Origin of the sequence: Roseixanthobacter finlandensis (assembly GCF_043195105.2) — a bacterium.
GTDB lineage: Bacteria > Pseudomonadota > Alphaproteobacteria > Rhizobiales > Xanthobacteraceae > NCEH01.
The window spans coordinates 1,954,723-1,975,161 of the sequence record NZ_CM195536.1; the positions used below are offsets into that span (position 1 = coordinate 1,954,723).

The following is a 20,439-nucleotide window of genomic DNA, read 5'->3' on the forward strand; positions in this document are numbered from 1 at the left end:
GCTGAAAAGGGCAGTCGAGGGTCAGCAAATGGTCAACAGCGCCATTTGCGCCGTGCCGCCGCTGTCCAGATCCGTGGCACCCCGCCGATCAGCAATCTTGCTTCAACCCAGCCGCAAGCGCCTCCATCAGCATTGAAGCATCCTCGCCAGCCCGGTGCCGCACTTCGGCGTGTTCCAGCTGATCCCGTACCCTCTCGCTGACTTCATCACCAAGTTCGCGAAGCAGGCTGTCCCAACTGCGCAGCGTGAGGCCGGGCTTTGTGCCCGCTGCGTCGAACAGGGCGTCCATCCAATAGGCGCCGAAAGGCCCGCCATCGCACAAGACTGGCCCGTCGCCGATCAGTGTGTTCAGGCTCCTCGCAACGGCCATCGGCGGCTCGGCTGTGGCAAGCTCGGCCCGGTCGATACCGTGCACCTCCTGCGACAGTTCGCTCCAATGGCCGAAGTCGTTCCAATCCTGCGTCGGCCGGATCAGCGCCGACCACACCTGGATGGGCTGGTCCGGCGCCGGCCAGACGGCAACACCCACCTCGATGGGATATCCGCCATCCTCCAAAGAGCTCGCCTCAAAATCGAGGATGCGGAGAGGCCATCGGATCGTCGGCACCTGCAGCTCCCTGCCCAATATCTGGAACAAGCTCCTATCGCCTGATCCCGGATACCGCGCCACCTTGCTCCATGGGGTCAGGCGTCCGGACGGGAGAGTTCACTCAGTGCAGTTCGCCAATGCGAGGTGGATCAAGCGTCGATCTCCGAAGACACGGAAGCGCAGGGCGTCCTGGATCGACCAATCGGCGCGGGAGAGATCGCCGGCGTCCAGGAGCGAGACCGCGACCACGGCTTCCAGTTCCTGGAATGACACGCCAGAGAGCTCCAGGACGGCGGTGAGCTGGAACGGCGCCTCGGCGGTGGGGCTGGGCTTGATGTCGAGCACGCGCGTTGAGACCTTGAGCGTGCCGCCGCGCTCGAAGCGCACCTCCATGTCGAGGTTTTCGAGCATGCTCAGCACATCGTCCGTCCGGCTGGTTTTTTGGCCCAACGCTGTGTCGCGAGAGCCCGGCTGGAACACCAAGGCGACGAGCGGCGTCTTGCGGCCTTTGCGGCAGAAGAGGCGCAGGCGGGTGGTGTCGTCGAAGCGGCTGGTGGCCACTTCGGCAGTGGCGCTGATATCGGTGCCCATGCCGCCGGCGGCCTCTAGGCTGAGGGGGATATAGCGGCGCGCGGTGTTGTCGATGTTCCAGGCGCGCATCTCGTCCGGGGTGAGCCAGTGGGGCGCGCCCTCCGGCGTCTTGGCCGCAAGCGCCAGAAAGCGGGGATCGATGCCCATGCTCAGCGTGTAGTCGATCAGCCGCCCCATGATCTGCTGGGCATAGGCGGGTGTGCCCGAGAAGGAGAATTGATGCACGCCGAGGCGAGTGCCGGTGGCGCCCTCGAAGCGGTCGAAGAGGTCTCCCTGGTCCTCGGCGCCGGGGTCTTGCGTGATCATGTAGCGCTTCACGCCGCCGAGGATGGCATAGGCGCAGGCGCCGATGCAGACCTCCCCGAGGCTGGTGCCGAAGCCCGCCTTGCGGATCAGTTCGCCCAGCTTGGCTGCGGAGGCGAGATCCCCGCCCGGCGAGACGAACTGCAGCATGCCGCCATCGGGATTGTCGCGGGCGAAGGCGGCGAAGGCCTGCGGCGTGTCCGGCGTGATCATGCCGACGGCGAGGTCTGCGCGCTCGACGGCATTGCCGCTGCAGATCGCGGTCGGCGGGGAGAAGAAGCGCATGGGCTTGCGCAAATCGGCCGGGCGATAGTCCGGCGCATCGCAATCCGGCTCTTCCGCCCATGCCTGGAATGACGAAGCCGCCAGCGCCAGGAGGGCGACGGCGGCGAGGCTTGCGAAGATGCGTTTCGCGCGAAAAATCATCCCTCGCTCCGCATGGTCGGCTCGGTGCGAGTGGGCTCGGCGGGATGCGGCTCAGTGCGATACGGCGGCCGGTCGATGGCGAGGCTCCATCGGGTCTTGGCGTACCAGGTCTCCTGCGCGTCCGGATCGGCGAACACCCAGCCGTGCTCCAGATAATTCTTGGCCGTCAGCTCGTTGCCCTTGACGCCGAAGAAGATCATCAAGGTGAGATCAAGAATGCAGGCCGTGAGCGCGACCAGGGCCACGTCCTTCGGCTCCAGATCCGCCAGGCTCTGGCTGATGCTGGTGGAGAAGTTGATCACATTGATCAGGATGCCCCAGACATAGAGACGGCGCAGGAACAGCGGGATGCCGAAGAAGGTGGAGAAGAAGAACAGGACCCAGCTCCAGCCGACCTTGATGCGCTTGAGCTCGCCCGTCTTCGGGTTTTTCATCAGAACTTTCATGCTTTCCCCCAACAGATGACGCGATGATGTGGTGACGCGATGGAAACGAGAGTGAGATCGCGGCTCAGCGCTGCGCCGTGGCGGGGGCTGACATCCCCACGCCGCCGCTGAGCACGAAGCCGGTGCGGCCATCGACAAGCTGGACGGGAAGCAGCGCTGCCGCCGCCTCGCCCTTCGGCTGGATGGCAAGGCGCGGCCCGGTCCATGAGAGGGCTTCGCCGACATCGAGCACGGCGCATTCCCCGGCGTCTGTGAGGATGTCGCGCACGCGCCGCCGCGCCGGTCCCGGCCGTTCCGAGAGCAAGGTGGCGAGCTGCTGCGGGGTGCGGCAGAAGACCGTGCGCTCGACGATGGTGCACCGGCCGCCTTCGACGCAGCGCTCTTCGCTTGGCTGCCCCACAGGTGCGGCCTGCGATGCCGAAGCCGTCTTTTGCGCGGACCGCAGCGCTGCGAGCGCGGCCATGGCCTGGTCGAGCTCGCGCTGTGCCTGTGCTCGCTCGCGCCGCAAGCCCTCCAGGGGATCGGGACCGCCGCCGCCCGCCAGACCCTGGAATGCCTGCGCCATGCCGGACGGCCCCCGTGCCATGCCCATGGCCAAGCTCTGCATGCGGCGCGCCTGATCGGCCTGGATCGCGGCGGACCGCTCCTGCAAGCGCCGCTCGGCCGCCTGCACGGACTGGCGCGCGCGCGCGACACGCCCTTGAGCCGCGTCCAAAGCATCGGCGGCAGCCGTGGCTTGCGCCTTTGCCTGCCCCTCGCGCGCCTCCGCGTCACGCATCGCGCGCGAGTCCTCCTGACGGCGCGCCTCATCCTGGCGCTGCGTTTCTTCCTGAAGGCGGGCCTCCTCCTGGCGCTGTGCGTCCTTCTGCTTGCGCGCCGCTTCGCGCGCCTGAAGGGCACGTGCCGTCTCCTCCTCGATCTCGGTCAGGCGGCGATCGATGGTGGCGTAGGGCTCATCCCCCATGAGCCGCTTCAAGGCCTCCTTGATGGGGATGTCTTCCAGCGCACCCCCATCGGCTGCGGGGACGACAACGCCCACACCGGCCAGGCGCTGCACGCGCCAGAGGATGGTCCAGAGCCGCTGCGCGGCGGTCTGCACGTCCGTCCGCTGCAATTCGGCCTGCGGGATCCAGTTCGCCGCAAAGCGCCTGCGGGTCGCGGCTGCCAGATCGCTCAATTGCCGGTCGGTCGAGAGGCCATCGCCATAGGCCTTCTTGAAGAGCACCGTCTGCGCCAGGCAAAGCTCGGTGCCGGTCACCTCGGGCGGCCGGGGCTTTGCGTCAAGTTTCGACAAAGGCTCCGGCGCCTGCGCGATGATTTCTTGTGCGGGCGACGCGGGCGGCCGCGACACGGCTTTCTTCTGGAGTGCCGCCCAATCGCACAGGCCGCCCATGGCCTGCGCCAGTTCCGCACTGAAGAAGCCGTCGATCTGCTCGGGGGTGATGCCGATCATCATGAGCGACAGGCGGAGCATAACCAGCTCGTTGTCGCTCGGCTTTTCCGGAAGGACGTACTTCTGCTCGAAGATCCGGTCCTTGTAGCCGTACTCGGCCTTAGCTGAGTGGGGGAGGGCGAGCAGGCCAAGGCTGCCGCACAGCGCAAGCGTCCTGATCAGCCTGGAAGAGGCCATCGGAGGGGTTCCTTTCTGAGGCGTGGAGGTATTTCAGTCGCGGCGAGAACGCGCCTTGTATCCATTATGGACATTACGTAACATACAAATTGTTCGTAGACGCTGCAAGGCAGATCGGAACATTTCGTTCGCATGGATCTCTTCGCAGCGAACATTCGGGCACGGGCGGCACAGCTCGGCATCTCCAACGCTGAGGCCGCGCGCAGGGCCGGCCTCAACGAGCGCCGCTATGCCCATTACATCAGCGGAGCGAGGGAGCCTGACTTGGCCACTTTGGTGAGAATCGCAAAAGCGCTCGGCACGACGCCCGACGCGTTACTGGGTGTGAAACGCGAGCCCGACGACATGGCCGCGCCAACCGATCGCTCGATGCTGATCGACCGCATCGTCACGGTGGTGAACAATCTGGAGACTTATGAACTCGAGATCGCTGTGACACAGGCCGAAGTGATCCTGCGCCTGCAGCAGGAAAAGGGCCCCAAGACGGCCTGACGTCGGTCGATCTTCAAGGCAAGGCCGATGGCACCAATCTGGACCGATCGGCTCGTGTCAGCGAGGCGACGGGAGGGGCGCTTGCGCCCCTCCTTCTCCCTCGGTCTGGCTCAGCAGGCCTCGCCGCTCACGCCTTGCAATCGGGATGCATGAGGGCGAGTTGGCTGATCGGCCGCGTGATCACCGGCAGATCGTCGAAGCCGTGCCATTTGAGCGTGGCCCGGGTCGCGTCGCGATTGATCACCTCCGCCGGCCACCAGCCGTTGAATTCGCCCTCTTCATAGTCGGGCGCCAGCACGAGGTGGCCGCTGGCAATCTCGGGCCAGAGCCCCACGGCGACCTCCTTACTGACGACACCGAGATTGCCGCCGTCGAGCCTGTTCTGCGATGCGATGGCCACGCCAGAGACAGGCTTGTCCGTGGCGCCCGAGGCCGTCTCTGCGGCTGTTTCGATAGTCGGCGCTGGCGTTGCCGCCTTCGCAGCCGCCTTGGCCTCAGCGGCCTTCGGAATCAGTTGCACGACAGGCGCGGCCTTGGCCGCGCTCTCGGCCACGGCCGAGAGTTCACTGACCATGCGGGGCGTGACGGCGCCGAGCAAGGGAACGCCCTCCTTGTCGAAGGCGCCGCGTGCCAGGCTGGCAATGAGCTTGGCGTCCTTCGTCGGGTTCAGCGTCACGCAGCGATGGCCGAGGCCCTCGGCAGCAGCGCGCGCCTTTTCGGCGGCCTCACCTTCGAACTTTGCGGCTTGGGACGGCGTGGCATTGAAGAGCACGAGAATGCCGGAGGAAGCGGCCTGAGATTTGACAGTCATGATGCGATCTTTCGTGAGGCTGGCGGCAGTCTCCGCCTCTGTATTGTATCATAATACCGTCGTTTTGTCAAGCAACTCGTGCCAAGGGGAGGCTTTGGCTTCGAGTCAGATCGAATTTGTTGGTTCTAGAACCTGAGCCTATAGTTACACCGCTTGCCCGTCCGGAGTTTCTAATCTCTGATCATCGATGTGGTTTGTGGAAGTCATGGCCGATATTTGGAGACCAAGCGGCTTTGGAGATCGATCCGCGGTTTTATGCAGAACTGCGATTCGCAGACGATCGGATTCGGCCGAATGCGGCCCGGCGCTCAATATCGCTTGGCCTCGCGCGCGCGAGGCTGCTATGGCTCTCAAAGATACGCGGTGAAATGCAGTGGGATTCCGCTTTTTGCGGACCGAACTAACGAAGTTGCAGCCGCGAAAAATGTAGGCATGTCTGTAGGCATGAAAAATTTTCTACCTGCATTTTATGTTATAAATCATAGACTTAATCCACTACCTCGATTCCGCCCCTGGCACCATTTTCCTTATAAATCAATGACTTAGCCCCGGTGATACAAGCCGAGGGATACAATTTGAGTCGTTGGCTTTTATCGCTGCCTTATTTGCAGGGATCCCGGCACCAGGCTCCTGTCACGGGCAGTGCCATCTTGGGCATCGGGGCCGCATGAGTTCTGCCGTCGGCAAGGCCGTGTCCATCGGCGTCGTGGCACCGCAAAGACCCTGCCGCGCGACCGGCACACGACTGAAGCCGCTTGGCTCCGTCATGCGCTCTAATATCCGCCTCTCGCTCGGCATCGCACCCGTCGCCGCCGGCGTCATATCCCCATAGCGCCGCGACGACCTCGCCCGCCGCACAGGTCAGACCGCGGTTTCCTTCCCCGGAGGCTTTCCGACGCCGGTGCGCGCGCCCGTGCCCGCCTTCGTGATCGGGCCGGCATCCGAAACCTTTCGCACAAGCAGACCATGGTCTGATGCTTGAACGCCGACCTCCGCAAGATGGCTGCGACGCGGGAAAAATACCCTGCAGAACGGACCAAGCGTCCGCGCTACGAGACCGCGCTCCCCTCAATATCCGAGGGCACAGCCGTCCTTGCGCGGGTCGGAGCCGCCGAGCAGCGTGCCGGCCTCCCAATCGATCGCGATCGCCTGTGCGCCGCCTATGGCCCATCGCGGCGCGCAGACCTTAAAGCCGCGCCGCTCGAATTCGGCACCCACCGTCGTACGCAGCCGAGCTTCCATCTCGACCGCGCCGGTGCCCAGCTGGGGAAAGAGCCGGGGAAGGTCGATGGCGCTTTGCACGTCCAATTCGTTCCAGAGCACCTTCGCCAGAAACGCGGCGTGGCCCGTTGCCTGATAATGGCCACCCATGACGCCGAATGACATCGAAACCCGGCCGCCCTCGGCCGCCATGCCGGGGATGATGGTGTGCATGGGGCGCTTGTTCGGGCCGATGGCATTGGGATGGCCGTCCCGCAGCGAAAAGCTCTGGCCGCGATTGTGGAACAGCACCCCCGACTTGGGCGCCATCAGAACGGCGCCGTAGGGGTGGAAGATGGAATTGATGAAGGAGACGACGTTGCGCTCGCCATCGACCACCGAGATATAGACCGTGTCCTTGTGCTCCACCGTGTCGAACACCGGCAGATCCGTCATGGCGGAGGCGGTGTCGATGCGCGCGGCGAGCGCGTCGGCGAGTTTCTCGGAGAGGAGATAGTCCACGGGCACGTGGGCGGTGTGCTGGTCGGCGATATAGGCATTGCGCGCCGCATAGGCGAGCCGGGTGGCTTCCACTTCCGCCACCAGATTGTCGATGTCGAGGGGGTCGGGCTTGCGTTCGAGGCGCTGCAGGATGTTCAGGATCAAAAGCGCGATCACGCCCTGGCCGTTGGGCGGGCACTCATAGATGGTGCGGCCACGGAAGGTGGTGGTGACCGGCGTCACATATTCCCCTTCGGTGTTCGCGAAATCCTCCTTGGTGTGGAGGCCGCCGACGGAGCGCAGGAACGCCACCATGTCCTCGGCGATGGCACCGCGATAGAAGGCATCGGGTCCCTCCCGTCCGATGGCCTCCAGCGTGTCGGCAAGCTCCGGCTGCCGCTGCACGCTGCCCACCGCCGGCGCGCCGTCGCGGTCGAGGAAGATCCGGCGCGTCATCGGATCGCGGCGCAGCAGATCGAGCTGGAAGCCGATGTCGCTGGCGACCCGTGGGGTGATGCCATAGCCGTCCCGTGCCATCCCGATGGCGGGGGCAAGCACCTCTGCAAGGCTCATGCGGCCGTGGTCGGCGAGAAGGCGGGCCCAGGCTTCCACAGCGCCCGGCACGGTCACCGCATGGGGCGACTGGCGCTCGATCGCTGTCATTGCGTTCTGCCGATACCAGTCGAACGTCGCGGCCGATGGCGTGCGGCCGGAGCCGTTATAGCCGATGACGTTGGTCGAGCCCTTTTGCGAATAGAGCACGAAGCAGTCGCCGCCGATGCCGGTCGATCCGGCTTCGACGACGCTTTGCACGGCACAGGCGGCGATCGCCGCATCCATGGCGTTGCCGCCGGCCTTGAGGATCTCCACCGCCGTCAAGGTGGCGTCGGGATGGGATGTCGCCGCCATACCCTTGCGCCCGACGGCGAGGGAGCGGCCACCAGCTTCAAAGTCTCTCATGGGATGCCGTTTGTCGTGTGTATCGATGAAAGGGCGGATCGGGCACCGGCGGCGCCCGGCGGACATTCGGCCGGCTGAAGCCGGCGCTTAGCCTTGGGCCTTCACCCAATCCCAGGTGTCGTCGAGCGCGAGCTTGATGCGCGCCATCAGGTCCTCGATCTCGCTCTCGGTGATGATGAGCGGCGGGCACAAGTTCACGGTGTCCCCGAGGGCCCGGATGATGACGCCGTGGGCCTGCGCGCGCCGGCCCACATAAGCGGCGACGCCAAGCGCGGGATCGAACGTCTCCCTGGTCTGCTTGTCCTTGACGAGCTCCAGCGCGCCGATGAGCCCGACGCCGCGCGCTTCACCCACCAGGGGATGGCTCGCAAAGGCGCGCAGGCGCTCCTGGAACACCGGCATGACATCTCGCACGTGGCCGACGATGTCGCGCTCCTCGTAGATCTTCAACGTCTCCAGGGCCACGGCCGCGGGGACCGGATGGCCGCCATAGGTGAAGCCGTGGCCGAAGGTGCCGATCTTTTCGCTCTCCGACACCACGGCACGATAGATCTTCTCGTTCACCATGAGCGCGGAGATGGGCATGTAGGCGGCGGACAACTGCTTGGCCATCGAGATCATGTCGGGCTTGAGCCCGAAGATCTCCGAGCCGAACATGGCGCCAAGGCGCCCAAAGCCGCAGATGACCTCGTCGGCGATGAGCAGGACATCGTACTTCTGCAGGACCGCCTGGATCTTCTCATAATAGGTGGCCGGCGGAACGATGCTGCCTCCGGACGCCATCAAGGGCTCGGCGAAGAAGGCGGCGATCGTGTCCGGTCCCTCGTTCAGGATGAGCTGCTCAAGGGAATCCGCGCAGCGCGTCGCGAACGCCTCCTCCGTTTCGCCGGGCAGACCGTAGCGATAGAAGCTCGGGCAATCGGTGTGGAGGATGCCGGCAATCGGCAGATCGAAATCCCGGTGATTGTTCGGCAAGCCGGTGAGGCTGGCGGTGGCGACGGTGACGCCGTGATAGGCGCGCACCCGCGAGATGATCTTCTTCTTCTCGGGCTTGCCGATGGCGTTGTGATAGTACCAGATAAGCTTGATGGCCGTATCGTTGGCTTCCGAACCGGAATTGGCGAAGAACACCTTCGACATCGGCACGGGCGCCAGCTTGATGAGTCGCTCGGCCAGTTCGATCCCCGCCTCGTGCGATTTGCCGCCGAAGGTGTGGTAGAAGGGGAGCTCGCGCATCTGACGGATCGCCGCGTCCACTAGGCGCTGCTCGCTGAAGCCGAGAGAGGCGCAGAACAACCCGCCCAGCCCCTCGATGTAGCGGTTGCCATCGTCGTCGATGACGCAGATGCCGTCGCCGCGCGTGATGACCAATGGCCCTTCCTTCGCGTGCGTCGCCGCATTGGTATAGGGATGCAGGATGTTGGCGACATCGCGGGCCTGCAGAGAATTCACGTTCACATTCATTTTCGATGGCTCCCGCCAGGAAGGCTGCACGGCGGCATTGATTGTCGACTATCTTGTATACGATTTTGGATGCATGTCTACCTCTCACCTTGCCGTCGAAGAGCCTGAACGCCCTCCAGTGAAGCGAGGCAGCGGTGGCGGCGCCCGTGTTGCAGGATCGCATACATCATTGCATACTCGGCTTAGCGCTGATTTTCGTTTCGCCCACCGTGGAAGATCGGATAGCGTTTCGCCATTCCCGGCACACACGCAACATCACTGAAGGGGTCGAATGGCCAAGGCGGTCGCTCGGAAGAAAGGCGCGCCATACTCGCTGCGCCAGAAGGCTTATGACGATCTCAAAACCCTCATCCTGACCGGCCAGGTCCGCCCGTCCGAGCGGCTTTCGGAAAGTCGGCTGGCGGAGCGGCTTGGCGTCAGCCGCACACCGCTGCGAGAAGCCCTCATGAAGCTGGAGGAAGAGGGGCTGGTGGTCGGCCAGCGCAATCTCGGCTACGTGGTGACCGATCTCGACGTCACCGCCGTGTGCGACTTGCTCATCGTCCGGCAGGCACTCGATGTGTGCGCGGCTGGACTCGCCTGCGAGCGCGCGACCGAGGAAGACTTCGACCGCATCCGCGACATCATCAAGCAAATGGAAGCGTTGCGAGAACGCGGACAGGACAAGCTGGCGAGCCCTTCGCAAGATCTCGATCTCGGTCTCCAAATCCACAAGGTCATCGCCGCTGCGACCCGCAACGACGCGCTCATCCGGGCGACCGACCAGATCTACCAGCAGCTCCAAATGGCGCTTTGGCTCGAAGTCCTGCTGGTGGACTTCGAGGATTCCGACCTTGCCGAACACAAGGCAATCGCGGACGCCATTCTCGCCCGCGATGCCCCGGCCGCCGCAGAGGCAGCGCGCGATCACGTGCAGGGCTCCCTTCGAAACATGACGAAAGTCCAGGAGATGCTGCGGCGCAGGCAGATGGTCCCGCGGCTCGTCATTCCAAGATGAGAGGCTGGGAGCGATATCTTCGCTCCCAGTCTCGTCTACGGGGTTTCGATCGCCTTGCGGTCGAACGCGTTGATATCGTCGATCAGCGCGTTGGTGGTGATCGACGCGGCATCCACCTTGCCGGGCAACAGACCCCACTGATGGAGCCAGTCCATGTAGGTTTGGAAGGCGGCGACATCGACGCTCCCCCATTTGTCCGTGGCGGGATTGTCCAGGTGCCAGGTATTGATGCGATCCTGCAGGATCGGCATGTCGTAGGTGACCGCATCCTCCAGTTCCATGTTGGACGGTTTCGTCTGCGGGTAGACCTCATAGACCATCTTGATGGCCTCGCGGGGATGGGCGATGGCGTAGGCGGTCCCCATGGCGTAGGCCTTGCTGAAGTTCACGATGTCGGCCCGGCGCTTCTGCAGGACATCGTCCATCGCGACCCAGGAATTGCTGGGAAACCGCGCGATTGCAGAGTCGTCGAGTCGCCGCAGCTTGAGAACGGCGGTGCGAAATTCGTCCACGGTAGCGGCGGCATGATGCGGCTGCGGGCGGCTTAAAAGTCGTCCAGTTTTCCCTTTCTGCGGCAGCAGGGAGGGCGTGGGGATTTACAGCGTGGAGCTATATCTGAGAGTTCGTCAGGCTTGTGCGGAGGGCATGAGCCAGCGGGAAGCGGCACGGGTGTTTAATGTGTCGCGGGACACGGTTCGGAAGATGATGTCGTTTTCGGTTCCGCCCGGCTACCGTCGAACGGTCGAAGTCCGCCGCCCGAAGCTCGATCCGTTTATCCCGATCATCGAGGGGTGGTTGGAGGCTGACCGGATCATGCCACGCAAGCAGCGGCATACGGCGAAGCGGGTGTTCGACCGGCTTCGCGATGAGTGTGGCTTCACCGGCGGCTATACGATCATCAAGGATTACATCCGGGAACGTGAGCGACGTGGCCAGGAGGTGTTCGTGCCGCTGTCGCATCCGCCGGGCCACGCTCAGGCCGACTTCGGCGAAGCCCTGGTCCGGATCGGCGGGGTCGAGCAGAAGGCACACTTCTTCGTGCTGGACCTCCCGCACAGCGATGGCTGTTACGTCCGGGGTTATCCTGCAGCGGTGGCCGAGGCCTGGGTGGATGGCCATATCCATGCCTTCGCGTTCTTCGGTGCGGTTCCCCAGTCTGTGCTCTACGACAACGACCGGTGCCTGGTGGCGAAGATCCTGCCGGATGGAACCAGAAAGCGTGCCTCGCTGTTCAGCGGGTTCCTGTCGCACTACCTGATCCGGGATCGCTATGGCCGGCCGGGCAAGGGCAACGACAAGGGGAATGTCGAAGGCCTGGTGGGCTACTCTCGGCGCAACTTCATGGTGCCGCTACCGGAGTTCGCCACTTGGGACGCGTTCAATCTGTGGCTGGAGGAGCAGTGCCGCAAGCGTCAGCGCGCAGTCCTGCGCGGCGAAAGCGAGACGATCGGTGAGAGATTGCAGCGTGACCTTGCTGCGATGCGCGCCCTCCCGGCGGCGCCGTTCGATGCCTGCGATCAGGACAACGGCCGGGTCTCGTCGCAATCTCTGGTGCGCTACAAGACCAACGACTACTCGGTGCCGGTTGCATACGGCCACCAGGATGTCTGGATCCGGGGCTATATCCATGAGGTGGTGATTGGCTGCCGGGGCGAGGTGATCGCCCGCCATCCCCGATGCTGGGATCGCGACGAACTGGTCTTCAACCCGATCCATTACCTCCCGCTGATCGAGCAGAAGATCAATGCGTTGGATCAAGCCGCCCCGTTACAGGGCTGGGACCTGCCGGAGGAGTTCGCCACCTTGCGCCGCCTGATGGAGGTGCGGATGAACCGACAGGGTCGGCGCGAATATGTTCAGGTCCTGCGGCTGTTGGAGGCCTTCGATCTGGCGGACGTGCGGGCGGCAGTGCTCCAGGCTCTTCGGATGGGGGCGCTCAGCTTCGATGCGGTGAAGCATCTTCTCCTGTGCCGGGTGGAGCGTCGTCCGCCGCGACTGGACCTCGACTGCTATCCCTACCTGCCGAAGGCGATGGTCGAGAAGACCAAGGCCGGGTCTTACATGCGGCTGCTGTCGGATGATGCGGCATGAGTGATGCCCCGGAAATCCTGCTCGCCCATCACCTCAAAGCGCTGAAGCTGCCGACCTTCCTGCGCGAACATCAAAAGCTGGCCCGCCAATGCGCGGCGGAAGGGCTGGACCATGTCCGATACCTGGCACGGCTTGTCGAACTCGAACTGATCGACCGGGAAAGGCGAATGGTCGAGCGGCGCATCAAGGCCGCGAAGTTCCCGGCCGTCAAAAGCCTGGACAGCTTCGACTTTGCGGCCATTCCGAAGCTGAACAAGATGCAGGTGCTGGAACTGGCCCGGTGCGAATGGATCGAACGGCGCGAGAATGTCATTGCCCTCGGCCCGTCCGGCACCGGCAAGACCCATGTCGCCCTCGGCATCGGGCGGGCCGCTTGTCAGAAGGGCCTCTCGGTTGGCTTCACCACCGCCGCAGCGCTGGTCAGCGAGATGATGGAGGCCCGCGATGAGCGCCGCCTGCTGCGCTTCCAGAAGCAGATGGCCGGTTACAAGCTTCTCATCATCGACGAGCTCGGCTTCGTGCCCCTGTCGAAAACGGGTGCCGAGTTGCTGTTCGAACTGATCTCGCAGCGCTATGAGCGCGGATCGACCCTCATCACAAGCAATCTGCCCTTCGATGAATGGACCGAGACATTCGGCTCGGAGCGCCTGACCGGCGCACTGCTCGACCGATTGACCCACCACGTCAGCATCCTCGAGATGAACGGCGAAAGTTACCGCCTCGCCAACAGCACTGCCCGCAAGCGGCGCTGATCAAGATCCAGGCATCTTACAACTACTGGCCCTGACGGGCCAGCGCGCCATGGCACGCGCCAGCTATGTGGGAAGCGCGCGCGCCATGGCGCACATCCTCACCAACTGGCCTGGTTTTGCTCCGCCGCCGTGGTCGACTTTTGCGCCGCCGTTGACATCGGCGATTATTCGAACTACCGTTTAAGTAGCCCGGCGCCGGTGCCGGCACACGAATTTCCCTCTCCGACAACGTGATGGCCGTTTCGCTATGAATGCCCCCGCGGGTTTCGCTTTGCCATTTCCGCCCGCCGACGACGAGAGGCGGGCCGGTGGCACGTTGACGGTGGACCTTTCCGCCATTGTCCAAAACTACACCCTCTTGCGTCGCCGCGCCGCTCCCGCCGCGGTGGCCGCAGTGGTGAAGGCGGACGCGTACGGGCTTGGTGTTGCCGAAGTCGCCCCAGCGTTATTCCGCGCCGGATGCCGGCATTTCTTCGTCGCGCATCTGGAAGAGGCCCTGGTTCTACGTCCGTTATTGGGCGAAGCGGCCTCCATCGCGGTTCTTACGGGGCCTTTGCCGGGAACCGAAGACGACTTCGCCGCTTGCGACCTCGTGCCGGTGATCAATGGTCCCGCCCAGGCGGAAAGCTGGGCGGCCTGCGCGCGGCGGCTCGGACGCAGGCTCGATGCGATCCTGCAGGTCGATTCCGGCATGTCCCGGTTCGGGCTCTCGGCCGAGGAGACCCGCCGCCTCATCGAGGAAGCAGCGACGCTGGATGCGTTCAAGCTTCAATTGGTGATGAGCCATCTGGCCTGCGCCGACGACCCGCACCACCCGGCGAACGCTGCTCAACTCAATGACTTCAACCGATTGCGGATGCTGTTTCCCGGCGTGCCTGCGAGCTTGGCCGCGTCTTCCGGTATCTTTCTCGGCCCGCAATACGGCTTCGACATGGTGCGTCCGGGGGCTGCGCTCTACGGCATCTCCCCCCAACCCGGCGCGAATCCCATGCTGCAGGTGGTCCGCCTGGAAGGCCGTGTCGTGCAGGTGCGGACGGTCGAGGCCGGCGCCGGCATCGGCTATGGCCACACCGCCCACGCCGACACCATGATGCGGCTTGCAACCGTCGCGGTGGGCTATGCGGACGGTTACCTCAGAAGCGCCTCCAATCACGGTGCCGCCTGGTTCGGCGAACATCGCCTGCCCCAGGTGGGGCGGATCTCCATGGATAGCGCCGTGTTCGATGCGAGCGCGCTTAGCCCCGACGACCTCGGCCCGGGCGCACTGGTGGAGCTCATTGGCCCCCACCAGCCCGTGGATGCGGTTGCCGCCGAGGCCGGCACCATTGGCTACGAAATCCTGACCAGCCTCGGTCGCCGTTTTCATCGCCGCTATGTCGGCGGGTGAAGGAACATCTCCATGCGCATTCTCATCCTGGGAGCCGGCGTCGTCGGCGTGGCCTCGGCCTATTATCTTGCCCAAGCCGGCCATGAGGTCGAGGTGCTCGACCGCCAGCCGGCCGCGGGCATGGAGACCAGCTTCGCCAATGCCGGGCAGGTCTCGCCGGGCTATTCCGCGCCATGGGCGGCTCCGGGCATTCCAGTGAAGGCACTGAAATGGCTTCTCATGCGCCACAGCCCGCTGGTGGTGCGGCCGGGTATGGACCCGCACCTCTATGCCTGGGTTGCGCGGATGCTCGCCAACTGCACCGAGCAGGCCTATGCGCGCAACAAGGGACGCATGGTCCGGCTCGCCGAATACAGCCGCGATAAGCTGAAGGAGCTGCGGGCGCAGACCGGCATCGCCTATGACGAGCGCGCCAAGGGAACGCTCCAGCTGTTCCGCACCCAACAGCAGCTCGATCACGTGCATGACGACACCCGGGTGCTGGATGCGCACGGCGTTCCCTACGACCTGCTCGACCCGGCCGGATGCATCGCTGCCGAGCCCGCCCTCGCGCGGGTCAGGGAGAAGTTCGTGGGCGGCCTGCGCCTGCCGGGCGACGAGACGGGCGACGCCCACCTGTTCACGCAGGCGCTCGCCGCCCTCGCCGAGAAACTGGGGGTGCGTTTCCGCTATGGAGTCGCGATCGAGGCCCTGCGGAAGGACGCGAACCGCGTGACCGGCGTCGCCCTGGCCGGCGGAGAAATGGTGACCGCCGACGTTTATGTCGCCGCCATGGGCAGCTATACGCCCGGCCTGCTGCGGCCGCTCGGTCTCATGCTGCCGGTCTATCCGGTGAAGGGCTATTCCATCACGCTGCCCATCGTGGATCCGGCAGGGGCACCGGTTTCCACCGTCATGGACGAAACCTACAAGGTCGCCATCACGCGCCTCGGCGACCGCATCCGCGTCGGCGGCACCGCGGAGTTGGCGGGGTTCGATCTTTCTCTCCGCGAACCTCGCCGCCAAACGCTCATTCATTCCGTTTTCGATCTCTATCCGAACGGGGGCGACCTGGAACGGGCGACGTTCTGGACCGGGCTCAGGCCCATGACACCCGACGGCACGCCGATTATCGGCGGGACCAGCTTCGCCAACCTGTTCACCAACACCGGCCACGGCACCTTGGGCTGGACGATGGCTTGCGGTTCGGGAAGCCTGATCGCGGACATCATCTCCGGCAAGCCGCCCGCGATCATTCATGCAGATCTGGCCCTCGACCGCTATGGGGCCGCCGCTTGAGGCCGGAGCCCTCGCTGCCGCACGCCAATCCTGCCTCAGGCGGCAAGCTCGGACCATGAGTGGAAGCAATTATGGCGCTTAATTTCCCAAACGTGAGCCGCAGCCTCGACATGGCGCGGAACTGCGTCTGCTTCTGGGGCTATGACGGTGCCTTCGAAGTCGCCTTCCAGGTGGAGACGGGGGCGCTGCGCCGCATCAAGTCCGACGTGCGGGAGGATGAAGAGTCCCTGCTGCGGGTCTTCGACGGCAATCGCGTCCGCATTCAGAAGGTCGCGACCAGCGCTTATGCCAAGCGCCGCCAGAGCCATCACCGTCTGTCGGCGGCGGACTTCTAAAAGCCCGCCCGCGCAGACCCTTACCCTTCCATGAGACGCATCAGATCCGAGATCCTGATGGTGGCGAAGTTCGAGAAGGTGTCGGACACCGCATAGGGCAGGATGATCTGGTCCTTGTGGCGCATCGCGCCGCACGTATAGACAACATTCGGTACATGGCCCTCGCGCTCGCACGGTTCGGGCCGCACCAGCGGCTCGCGCGCGCGAGCACCTTGAAGGGCCGCACGACCACGCGCGCAGCGTCCGGATGCAGGTAGAGCGCCTGCCGGTTCAAAACCATGGGGTGGGACACGGCGGCCTCGGTTCGGTTGATGGTTCGCGATCGGGCGCTCAAGGCGCGAAACGAGGCTGCCTGTGTTTGCTCGCCGCGCAGCTGGGCAAGCTGGCGCAGCTCTACCACGCTCAGGGCGAACGACACGACGGATTCTCCGCCCCGGTTTTCACGCGCCGGCGCACCATAAGTGCACCGGGCGATGACATCCAGGCGATGCGCGCGCCGCGTGCTCTCGAAGGTGGAGATATAGCGTTCGGCGGTGCGCTCCCACGTCATGGAACGGCTGCCGGCACAGGCGCGCTGGCGCATGGCCTCACGCCGCGCGTCATCGGTCAGAAGATCGGCGATTTCCGCGCCGATGGCGGAGGAATCGCCAAAGGGCACGAGTGCGCCCCGGCCGGCGGCGAGAAGTTCCCGCGCGTGCCAATAGGGGGTGGAGACCACTGCTTTGCCGAGGCCGAAGCTGTAAGCCGGTGCCGGAGGTCATCTGCGCTTCGTTCAGGTACGGCGTCACATAGACATCGCACACGGAGATGAAGTCGAGCAGGGTCGGCTGGTCCACGAACTGGTCGAGAAACACCACGTGTCCCTCGACGCCAAGTGCCCGCACCCGCGCCACCAGGCTCTCGCGATAGGCTTCGCCTTGCGTGCGCACGAGATTGGGATGGGTTGCGCCAAGCACCACATAGACGGCATCCGGCCGCCGCTTCAGGATCGCCGGGATCGCATCAATCATCACCTCGACCCCCTTGTTGGGAGACAGGAGGCCGAACGTGAGAATGACCGAATGATCGAATGACCGGCGAACCCGCGTCTTGCGCGGCGCCGCTTGCGGGGAAAGGGGAGCCATTTGCGTTGCGGCGACCGCCTGGTCAGCATGCAGTTCACGCGTGTGCGGCCATAGTCGAAAAGGCGAAAGGTCACGTCGCTGCGCCGTTGGATTTCGGCGACGACGAGGCCGGCTCCGATCGCATGGATGGTTCCGGCGGGGATGCAGACCACATCGCCCTTGAGCACGTCGCACCATTGGATGCGCTCGGCGATGCAGCGATCTTCGATCACGGTGCGCAATTGCGGCGGCGTAAGCGGGCCGTTGAGGCCGATGGCCACCTGTGCGCCGGGCCGGGCGGAGAGGAAGTACCAGGCTTCCGCCTTGCCGTGGTCCTGGCCGAGGGAGCGCGCAAACGCATCATCGGGATGCACTTGGATCGACAGGGGCTGAGTGGTGAACACCAGTTTGAGCAGCAGCGCCGTCTCGGGCGCATGCGAATCGGCGCGCTCGAACCAGAGTTCGCCGACGGCGCCGTCGACAGGCGGGATGGCGCGCCACGGCAGCAGGTCGCTGCTGCCCCATGGCTTGCGAACCACGCGCATAAAGGCCCGTTCGATTGCCATGATCGTCTCCTTGACCGTGCCGCTGAGATCGGGACGATCTGAGACCGGGCATGTTCATTCGTTTGGCGCGATGCGCCAGCCGCAGCGGTCAGTGACGCCGGTTCGGCGCAGCGGACGAAATGTCGCCGGTGACGTCCACATGGGCTGCATCGCTCTCCAGACGCAGCTCCTTATCGGAAAAGGTCAGGTTCAGCAGGCGCCCGTCGTCGGTCAGTAGTTGAACCACCCGACGACCGAACACTCCACGCAGGGCCGCCGGCGAAAGCCGGATTTCCCCAGAACTGGTGATGCCGACGGGTGCATTGAAGAAGCTGTCGAAGTCATAGGTCGCGCGACCTATTTCCTGCCCGTCGCATCTCAGCACGCCCTCGCCCGCAACTCCACCGATATAGCGCATGGTAAACACTCCACTACATTGGATAAATTTCTTAGCTTCCATGGATACGACATCGCTTCTTTCGACGGCGATCCAGGTAGCACCGCTCCGTCGCGCGTCCGATTTGCGAGGGCGGCAACAAAATCAGGAAAGGCGCGGTACGCGAGGGTGGGCGAAAGCGCGTGTCTGCCAAACTCCCACCAGAATCCATCTGTCTGACGGAAAAAACGCGCTCGGAAATTCGGAAATCTTATGATCAGAGATAGTCGTAAATAGTAAAGTTACAAGGATTCAACTAATAATATGATATAATTCATCATAAAATCATTCAGAAGTATAAATGGGCTTACTATTTCAGATTCCAGCATTTTCTTTCATCGATCCAGCGAGTTTAACATTTACACCGGGCAAAAAGTTCCCTTTATGAGCCAACGCCAATCCTGACTGACCCTTAAGCCCCGTCACCCACCGCGCTGCGGGATCGAGAACCGGACGCTTCGGATCGCGGCCATCGTCGAGCTCCGTGCAAAATACGGTGCCCTATGAATCAGCATTCTGTTGCCTTGGGAATCCTGAATGTCGAGCCGACATGGCCGGCCGATCAGCGTCGGCCGCAAGCCGGCAGCCGGTTCGGCATAGGCGCGCGCGACAGCCTCACGTGCCGCAGAAGGTGCGCAGGACCTCTTCCTCGGGGGCCGGCGGGGTTGCATGAAGCTCCTTGCCGGGCTGGTCCGAAAAAGGCGCGGCAAGGGTCGCGACGAGATCGTGGAAGGGCGCATAATCGCCATCGGTCACGGCGGCGCGGATGACCGCTTCGATCCGATGATTGCGCGGGATGAAGCGTGGATTGACCGCTCTCATGGCCTGCGTCCTGTCATCGGGAGAGAGCGGCTCCTGCCGCAGGCGATCCCTGTATCGGTCGTACCAGGCCGTGAGCCGCTCCGGATCGGCGAACAGGCCGGCGAGATCGGCGGGAATGCCGTCGTCGCTCGCGTGCTGAGACAGGGCGCGGAAGGTTAGGGTGAAGTCGGCGCGTCCTTCGTGCATGGTCGCCAGCAGGTCGTCGATGAGGCCGGCATCCTCCGCCACGGCGGTGGCGAGCCCGAGCTTTGCCCGCATGCGGCCAAGATGGGCTTCCTCGAACCTCGGTGCGAACCCCCTCAGCACCTCTTCGGTGGAGGCAATTGCGCGGTCGGCGTCCGCGTCGATGAGGGGCAGCAGCGCTTCGGCGAGTCGCGCCAAGTTCCACACCGCGATGCGGGGCTGGTTGCCGTAAGCGTATCGGCCGAACTCGTCGATCGAACTGTACACCTTGGCGGGGTCGTAGGCGTCCAGGAAGGCACAGGGGCCGTAATCGATGGTCTCGCCCGAGACCGCCATGTTGTCGGTGTTCATCACGCCGTGGATGAAGCCGAGCGACATCCAGTGCGCAATCAGGCTGGCTTGGGCGCGCACGATATGATCGAGCAGGGCAAGGTGGCGATTGTCCGCCTCGGCGGCGTCGGGATAATGCCGCGCGATGACATAGTCCGCGAGGCTTTTCAGGCCCTCGACGTCGCCCAGTCCCGCCGCATATTGGAACGTTCCCACCCGGATGTGACTGGCCGCGACGCGGGTGAGAACCGCGCCGGGAAGCCCGGTCTCGCGCTGGACCCGGTCGCCCGTGGCAACGGCAGCCAAGGCGCGCGTGGTCGGCACGCCGAGCGCGGCCATCGCCTCGCTGACGATATATTCGCGCAGCACCGGCCCCAGGGCGGCGCGCCCATCGCCGCGACGGGAATAGGGCGTGCGCCCGGCGCCCTTCAGCTGGATGTCGCGCCGGTTGCCGTTCCTGCCCACGACCTCGCCCAGGAGGATGGCGCGGCCATCCCCAAGGCGGGGCACGAAATTGCCGAACTGATGTCCGGCATAGGCCAACGCGATCGGATTGGATGTGTCCGGAACCCCATTGCCGGAAAGGGCCGCGAGCCCTTCGGCGCCGCGCAGCCATTGCGCGTCCAGGCCCAGTTCGTCGGCCAGCTTTTCGTTCAGTCGGATCAAGGCGGGCTGCCGGACGGGGCTAGGGTCCACGGGTGAGAACAGGCTTTCTGGAAGCGAACTGTACGTGCTCTCGAATGCAATCGCCATGACCGGACCTGCTG

Annotated in this window: 18 protein-coding genes and 2 pseudogenes; 7 read left to right on the top strand and 13 right to left on the bottom strand. The window is 64.3% G+C overall.

From position 1 onward, the window contains the following. Positions 1-88 precede the first annotated feature (88 nt). The 4 genes from V5G24_RS09005 to V5G24_RS09020 all read right to left on the bottom strand — a co-directional run bounded on the left by V5G24_RS09005 (position 89) and on the right by V5G24_RS09020 (position 3,985). Entirely contained in the window at positions 89-637 is a 549-nt protein-coding gene (locus tag V5G24_RS09005) for a 3'-5' exonuclease (RefSeq protein ID WP_394085530.1), read from the bottom strand. Positions 638-706: 69 nt separating this feature from the next. Then, positions 707-1,909, bottom strand: coding sequence for a COG3904 family protein (locus V5G24_RS09010; protein WP_394085529.1), 1,203 nt, complete (start codon positions 1,907-1,909; stop codon positions 707-709). After that, the gene (locus tag V5G24_RS09015; RefSeq protein WP_509292303.1) at positions 1,906-2,355 is read right to left on the bottom strand and encodes a hypothetical protein; all 450 of its coding nucleotides are present in this window, start codon (positions 2,353-2,355) and stop codon (positions 1,906-1,908) included. The genes V5G24_RS09010 and V5G24_RS09015 overlap by 4 nt, the downstream gene beginning before the upstream one ends. A gap of 64 nt (positions 2,356-2,419) precedes the next feature. Further along, entirely contained in the window at positions 2,420-3,985 is a 1,566-nt protein-coding gene (locus V5G24_RS09020) for a hypothetical protein (RefSeq protein WP_394085527.1), read from the bottom strand. Between the two features lie 132 nt (positions 3,986-4,117). Here V5G24_RS09020 and V5G24_RS09025 point away from each other — a divergent pair, with 132 nt between their 5' ends. Continuing rightward, a complete protein-coding gene (locus V5G24_RS09025; protein ID WP_394016270.1) occupies positions 4,118-4,477 on the top strand; it encodes a helix-turn-helix domain-containing protein in 360 nt (119 codons plus the stop codon). Between the two features lie 127 nt (positions 4,478-4,604). Here V5G24_RS09025 and V5G24_RS09030 read toward each other — a convergent pair whose 3' ends face one another. The 3 genes from V5G24_RS09030 to V5G24_RS09040 all read right to left on the bottom strand — a co-directional run bounded on the left by V5G24_RS09030 (position 4,605) and on the right by V5G24_RS09040 (position 9,413). After that, positions 4,605-5,249 (bottom strand): hypothetical protein, encoded by a 645-nt coding sequence (locus V5G24_RS09030; RefSeq protein ID WP_394085526.1) that lies wholly within the window; start codon positions 5,247-5,249, stop codon positions 4,605-4,607. A gap of 1,107 nt (positions 5,250-6,356) precedes the next feature. Beyond that, a complete protein-coding gene (locus tag V5G24_RS09035) occupies positions 6,357-7,949 on the bottom strand; it encodes a gamma-glutamyltransferase family protein (protein ID WP_394085525.1) in 1,593 nt (530 codons plus the stop codon). 87 nt (positions 7,950-8,036) lie between these two features. Next, a complete protein-coding gene (locus V5G24_RS09040; protein WP_394085524.1) occupies positions 8,037-9,413 on the bottom strand; it encodes an aspartate aminotransferase family protein in 1,377 nt (458 codons plus the stop codon). Positions 9,414-9,684: 271 nt separating this feature from the next. On the opposite strand from V5G24_RS09040, the gene V5G24_RS09045 reads away from it, so the two are divergent. Then, positions 9,685-10,410, top strand: coding sequence for a GntR family transcriptional regulator (locus tag V5G24_RS09045; RefSeq protein WP_394085523.1), 726 nt, complete (start codon positions 9,685-9,687; stop codon positions 10,408-10,410). Between the two features lie 35 nt (positions 10,411-10,445). On the opposite strand, the gene V5G24_RS09050 is transcribed toward V5G24_RS09045, so the two are convergent. Beyond that, on the bottom strand, positions 10,446-10,922 hold the full coding sequence (locus V5G24_RS09050; protein ID WP_509292304.1) for an ABC transporter substrate-binding protein: 477 nt from the start codon (positions 10,920-10,922) through the stop codon (positions 10,446-10,448). A 91-nt stretch (positions 10,923-11,013) separates the two neighbouring features. Between V5G24_RS09050 and istA the strand changes: the two genes are divergently transcribed. From istA to V5G24_RS09075, 5 genes are all read left to right on the top strand, one after another. Further along, positions 11,014-12,501 (top strand): IS21 family transposase, encoded by a 1,488-nt coding sequence (gene istA, locus V5G24_RS09055; protein WP_394046890.1) that lies wholly within the window; start codon positions 11,014-11,016, stop codon positions 12,499-12,501. Beyond that, positions 12,498-13,253, top strand: coding sequence for an IS21-like element ISPve1 family helper ATPase IstB (gene istB, locus V5G24_RS09060; protein ID WP_394016433.1), 756 nt, complete (start codon positions 12,498-12,500; stop codon positions 13,251-13,253). The genes istA and istB overlap by 4 nt, the downstream gene beginning before the upstream one ends. 322 nt (positions 13,254-13,575) lie before the next feature. Then, on the top strand, positions 13,576-14,640 hold the full coding sequence (gene alr / locus V5G24_RS09065) for an alanine racemase (protein WP_394085603.1): 1,065 nt from the start codon (positions 13,576-13,578) through the stop codon (positions 14,638-14,640). A 12-nt stretch (positions 14,641-14,652) separates the two neighbouring features. Beyond that, positions 14,653-15,918, top strand: a complete 1,266-nt coding sequence (locus tag V5G24_RS09070; protein WP_394085518.1) for a D-amino acid dehydrogenase — start codon at positions 14,653-14,655, stop codon at positions 15,916-15,918. A 71-nt stretch (positions 15,919-15,989) separates the two neighbouring features. Beyond that, positions 15,990-16,253, top strand: a complete 264-nt coding sequence (locus V5G24_RS09075) for a DUF1488 family protein (protein ID WP_394085517.1) — start codon at positions 15,990-15,992, stop codon at positions 16,251-16,253. 20 nt (positions 16,254-16,273) lie between these two features. Here the strand turns inward: V5G24_RS09075 and V5G24_RS09080 are convergent. The 5 genes and pseudogenes from V5G24_RS09080 to V5G24_RS09100 form a co-directional block, all read right to left on the bottom strand. Continuing rightward, positions 16,274-16,462, bottom strand: a pseudogene (locus V5G24_RS09080) (glycoside hydrolase family 130 protein); the annotation flags it as partial. A gap of 224 nt (positions 16,463-16,686) precedes the next feature. Beyond that, positions 16,687-17,317, bottom strand: a pseudogene (locus V5G24_RS09085) (glycosyltransferase); the annotation flags it as partial. After that, entirely contained in the window at positions 17,263-17,922 is a 660-nt protein-coding gene (locus tag V5G24_RS09090; RefSeq protein ID WP_394085516.1) for a class I mannose-6-phosphate isomerase, read from the bottom strand. The pseudogene V5G24_RS09085 and the gene V5G24_RS09090, both read right to left, overlap by 55 nt. 88 nt (positions 17,923-18,010) lie before the next feature. Then, on the bottom strand, positions 18,011-18,319 hold the full coding sequence (locus V5G24_RS09095) for a hypothetical protein (RefSeq protein WP_394085515.1): 309 nt from the start codon (positions 18,317-18,319) through the stop codon (positions 18,011-18,013). Between the two features lie 633 nt (positions 18,320-18,952). Next, entirely contained in the window at positions 18,953-20,425 is a 1,473-nt protein-coding gene (locus V5G24_RS09100; RefSeq protein WP_394085514.1) for a protein adenylyltransferase SelO, read from the bottom strand. Positions 20,426-20,439: the final 14 nt, after the last annotated feature.

Bases quoted from the DNA above. Each gene is read 5' to 3' on its own strand.
- V5G24_RS09010 (WP_394085529.1), bottom strand. From the start codon at position 1,909: ATGATTTTTCGCGCGAAACGCATCTTCGCAAGCCTCGCCGCCGTCGCC.
- V5G24_RS09015 (WP_509292303.1), bottom strand. From the start codon at position 2,355: ATGAAAGTTCTGATGAAAAACCCGAAGACGGGCGAGCTCAAGCGCATC.
- V5G24_RS09020 (WP_394085527.1), bottom strand. From the start codon at position 3,985: ATGGCCTCTTCCAGGCTGATCAGGACGCTTGCGCTGTGCGGCAGCCTT.
- V5G24_RS09025 (WP_394016270.1), top strand. From the start codon at position 4,118: ATGGATCTCTTCGCAGCGAACATTCGGGCACGGGCGGCACAGCTCGGC.
- V5G24_RS09035 (WP_394085525.1), bottom strand. From the start codon at position 7,949: ATGAGAGACTTTGAAGCTGGTGGCCGCTCCCTCGCCGTCGGGCGCAAG.
- V5G24_RS09040 (WP_394085524.1), bottom strand. From the start codon at position 9,413: ATGAATGTGAACGTGAATTCTCTGCAGGCCCGCGATGTCGCCAACATC.
- V5G24_RS09045 (WP_394085523.1), top strand. From the start codon at position 9,685: ATGGCCAAGGCGGTCGCTCGGAAGAAAGGCGCGCCATACTCGCTGCGC.
- istB (WP_394016433.1), top strand. From the start codon at position 12,498: ATGAGTGATGCCCCGGAAATCCTGCTCGCCCATCACCTCAAAGCGCTG.
- V5G24_RS09070 (WP_394085518.1), top strand. From the start codon at position 14,653: ATGCGCATTCTCATCCTGGGAGCCGGCGTCGTCGGCGTGGCCTCGGCC.
- V5G24_RS09075 (WP_394085517.1), top strand. From the start codon at position 15,990: ATGGCGCTTAATTTCCCAAACGTGAGCCGCAGCCTCGACATGGCGCGG.
- V5G24_RS09090 (WP_394085516.1), bottom strand. From the start codon at position 17,922: ATGGCAATCGAACGGGCCTTTATGCGCGTGGTTCGCAAGCCATGGGGC.
- V5G24_RS09095 (WP_394085515.1), bottom strand. From the start codon at position 18,319: ATGCGCTATATCGGTGGAGTTGCGGGCGAGGGCGTGCTGAGATGCGAC.
- V5G24_RS09100 (WP_394085514.1), bottom strand. From the start codon at position 20,425: ATGGCGATTGCATTCGAGAGCACGTACAGTTCGCTTCCAGAAAGCCTG.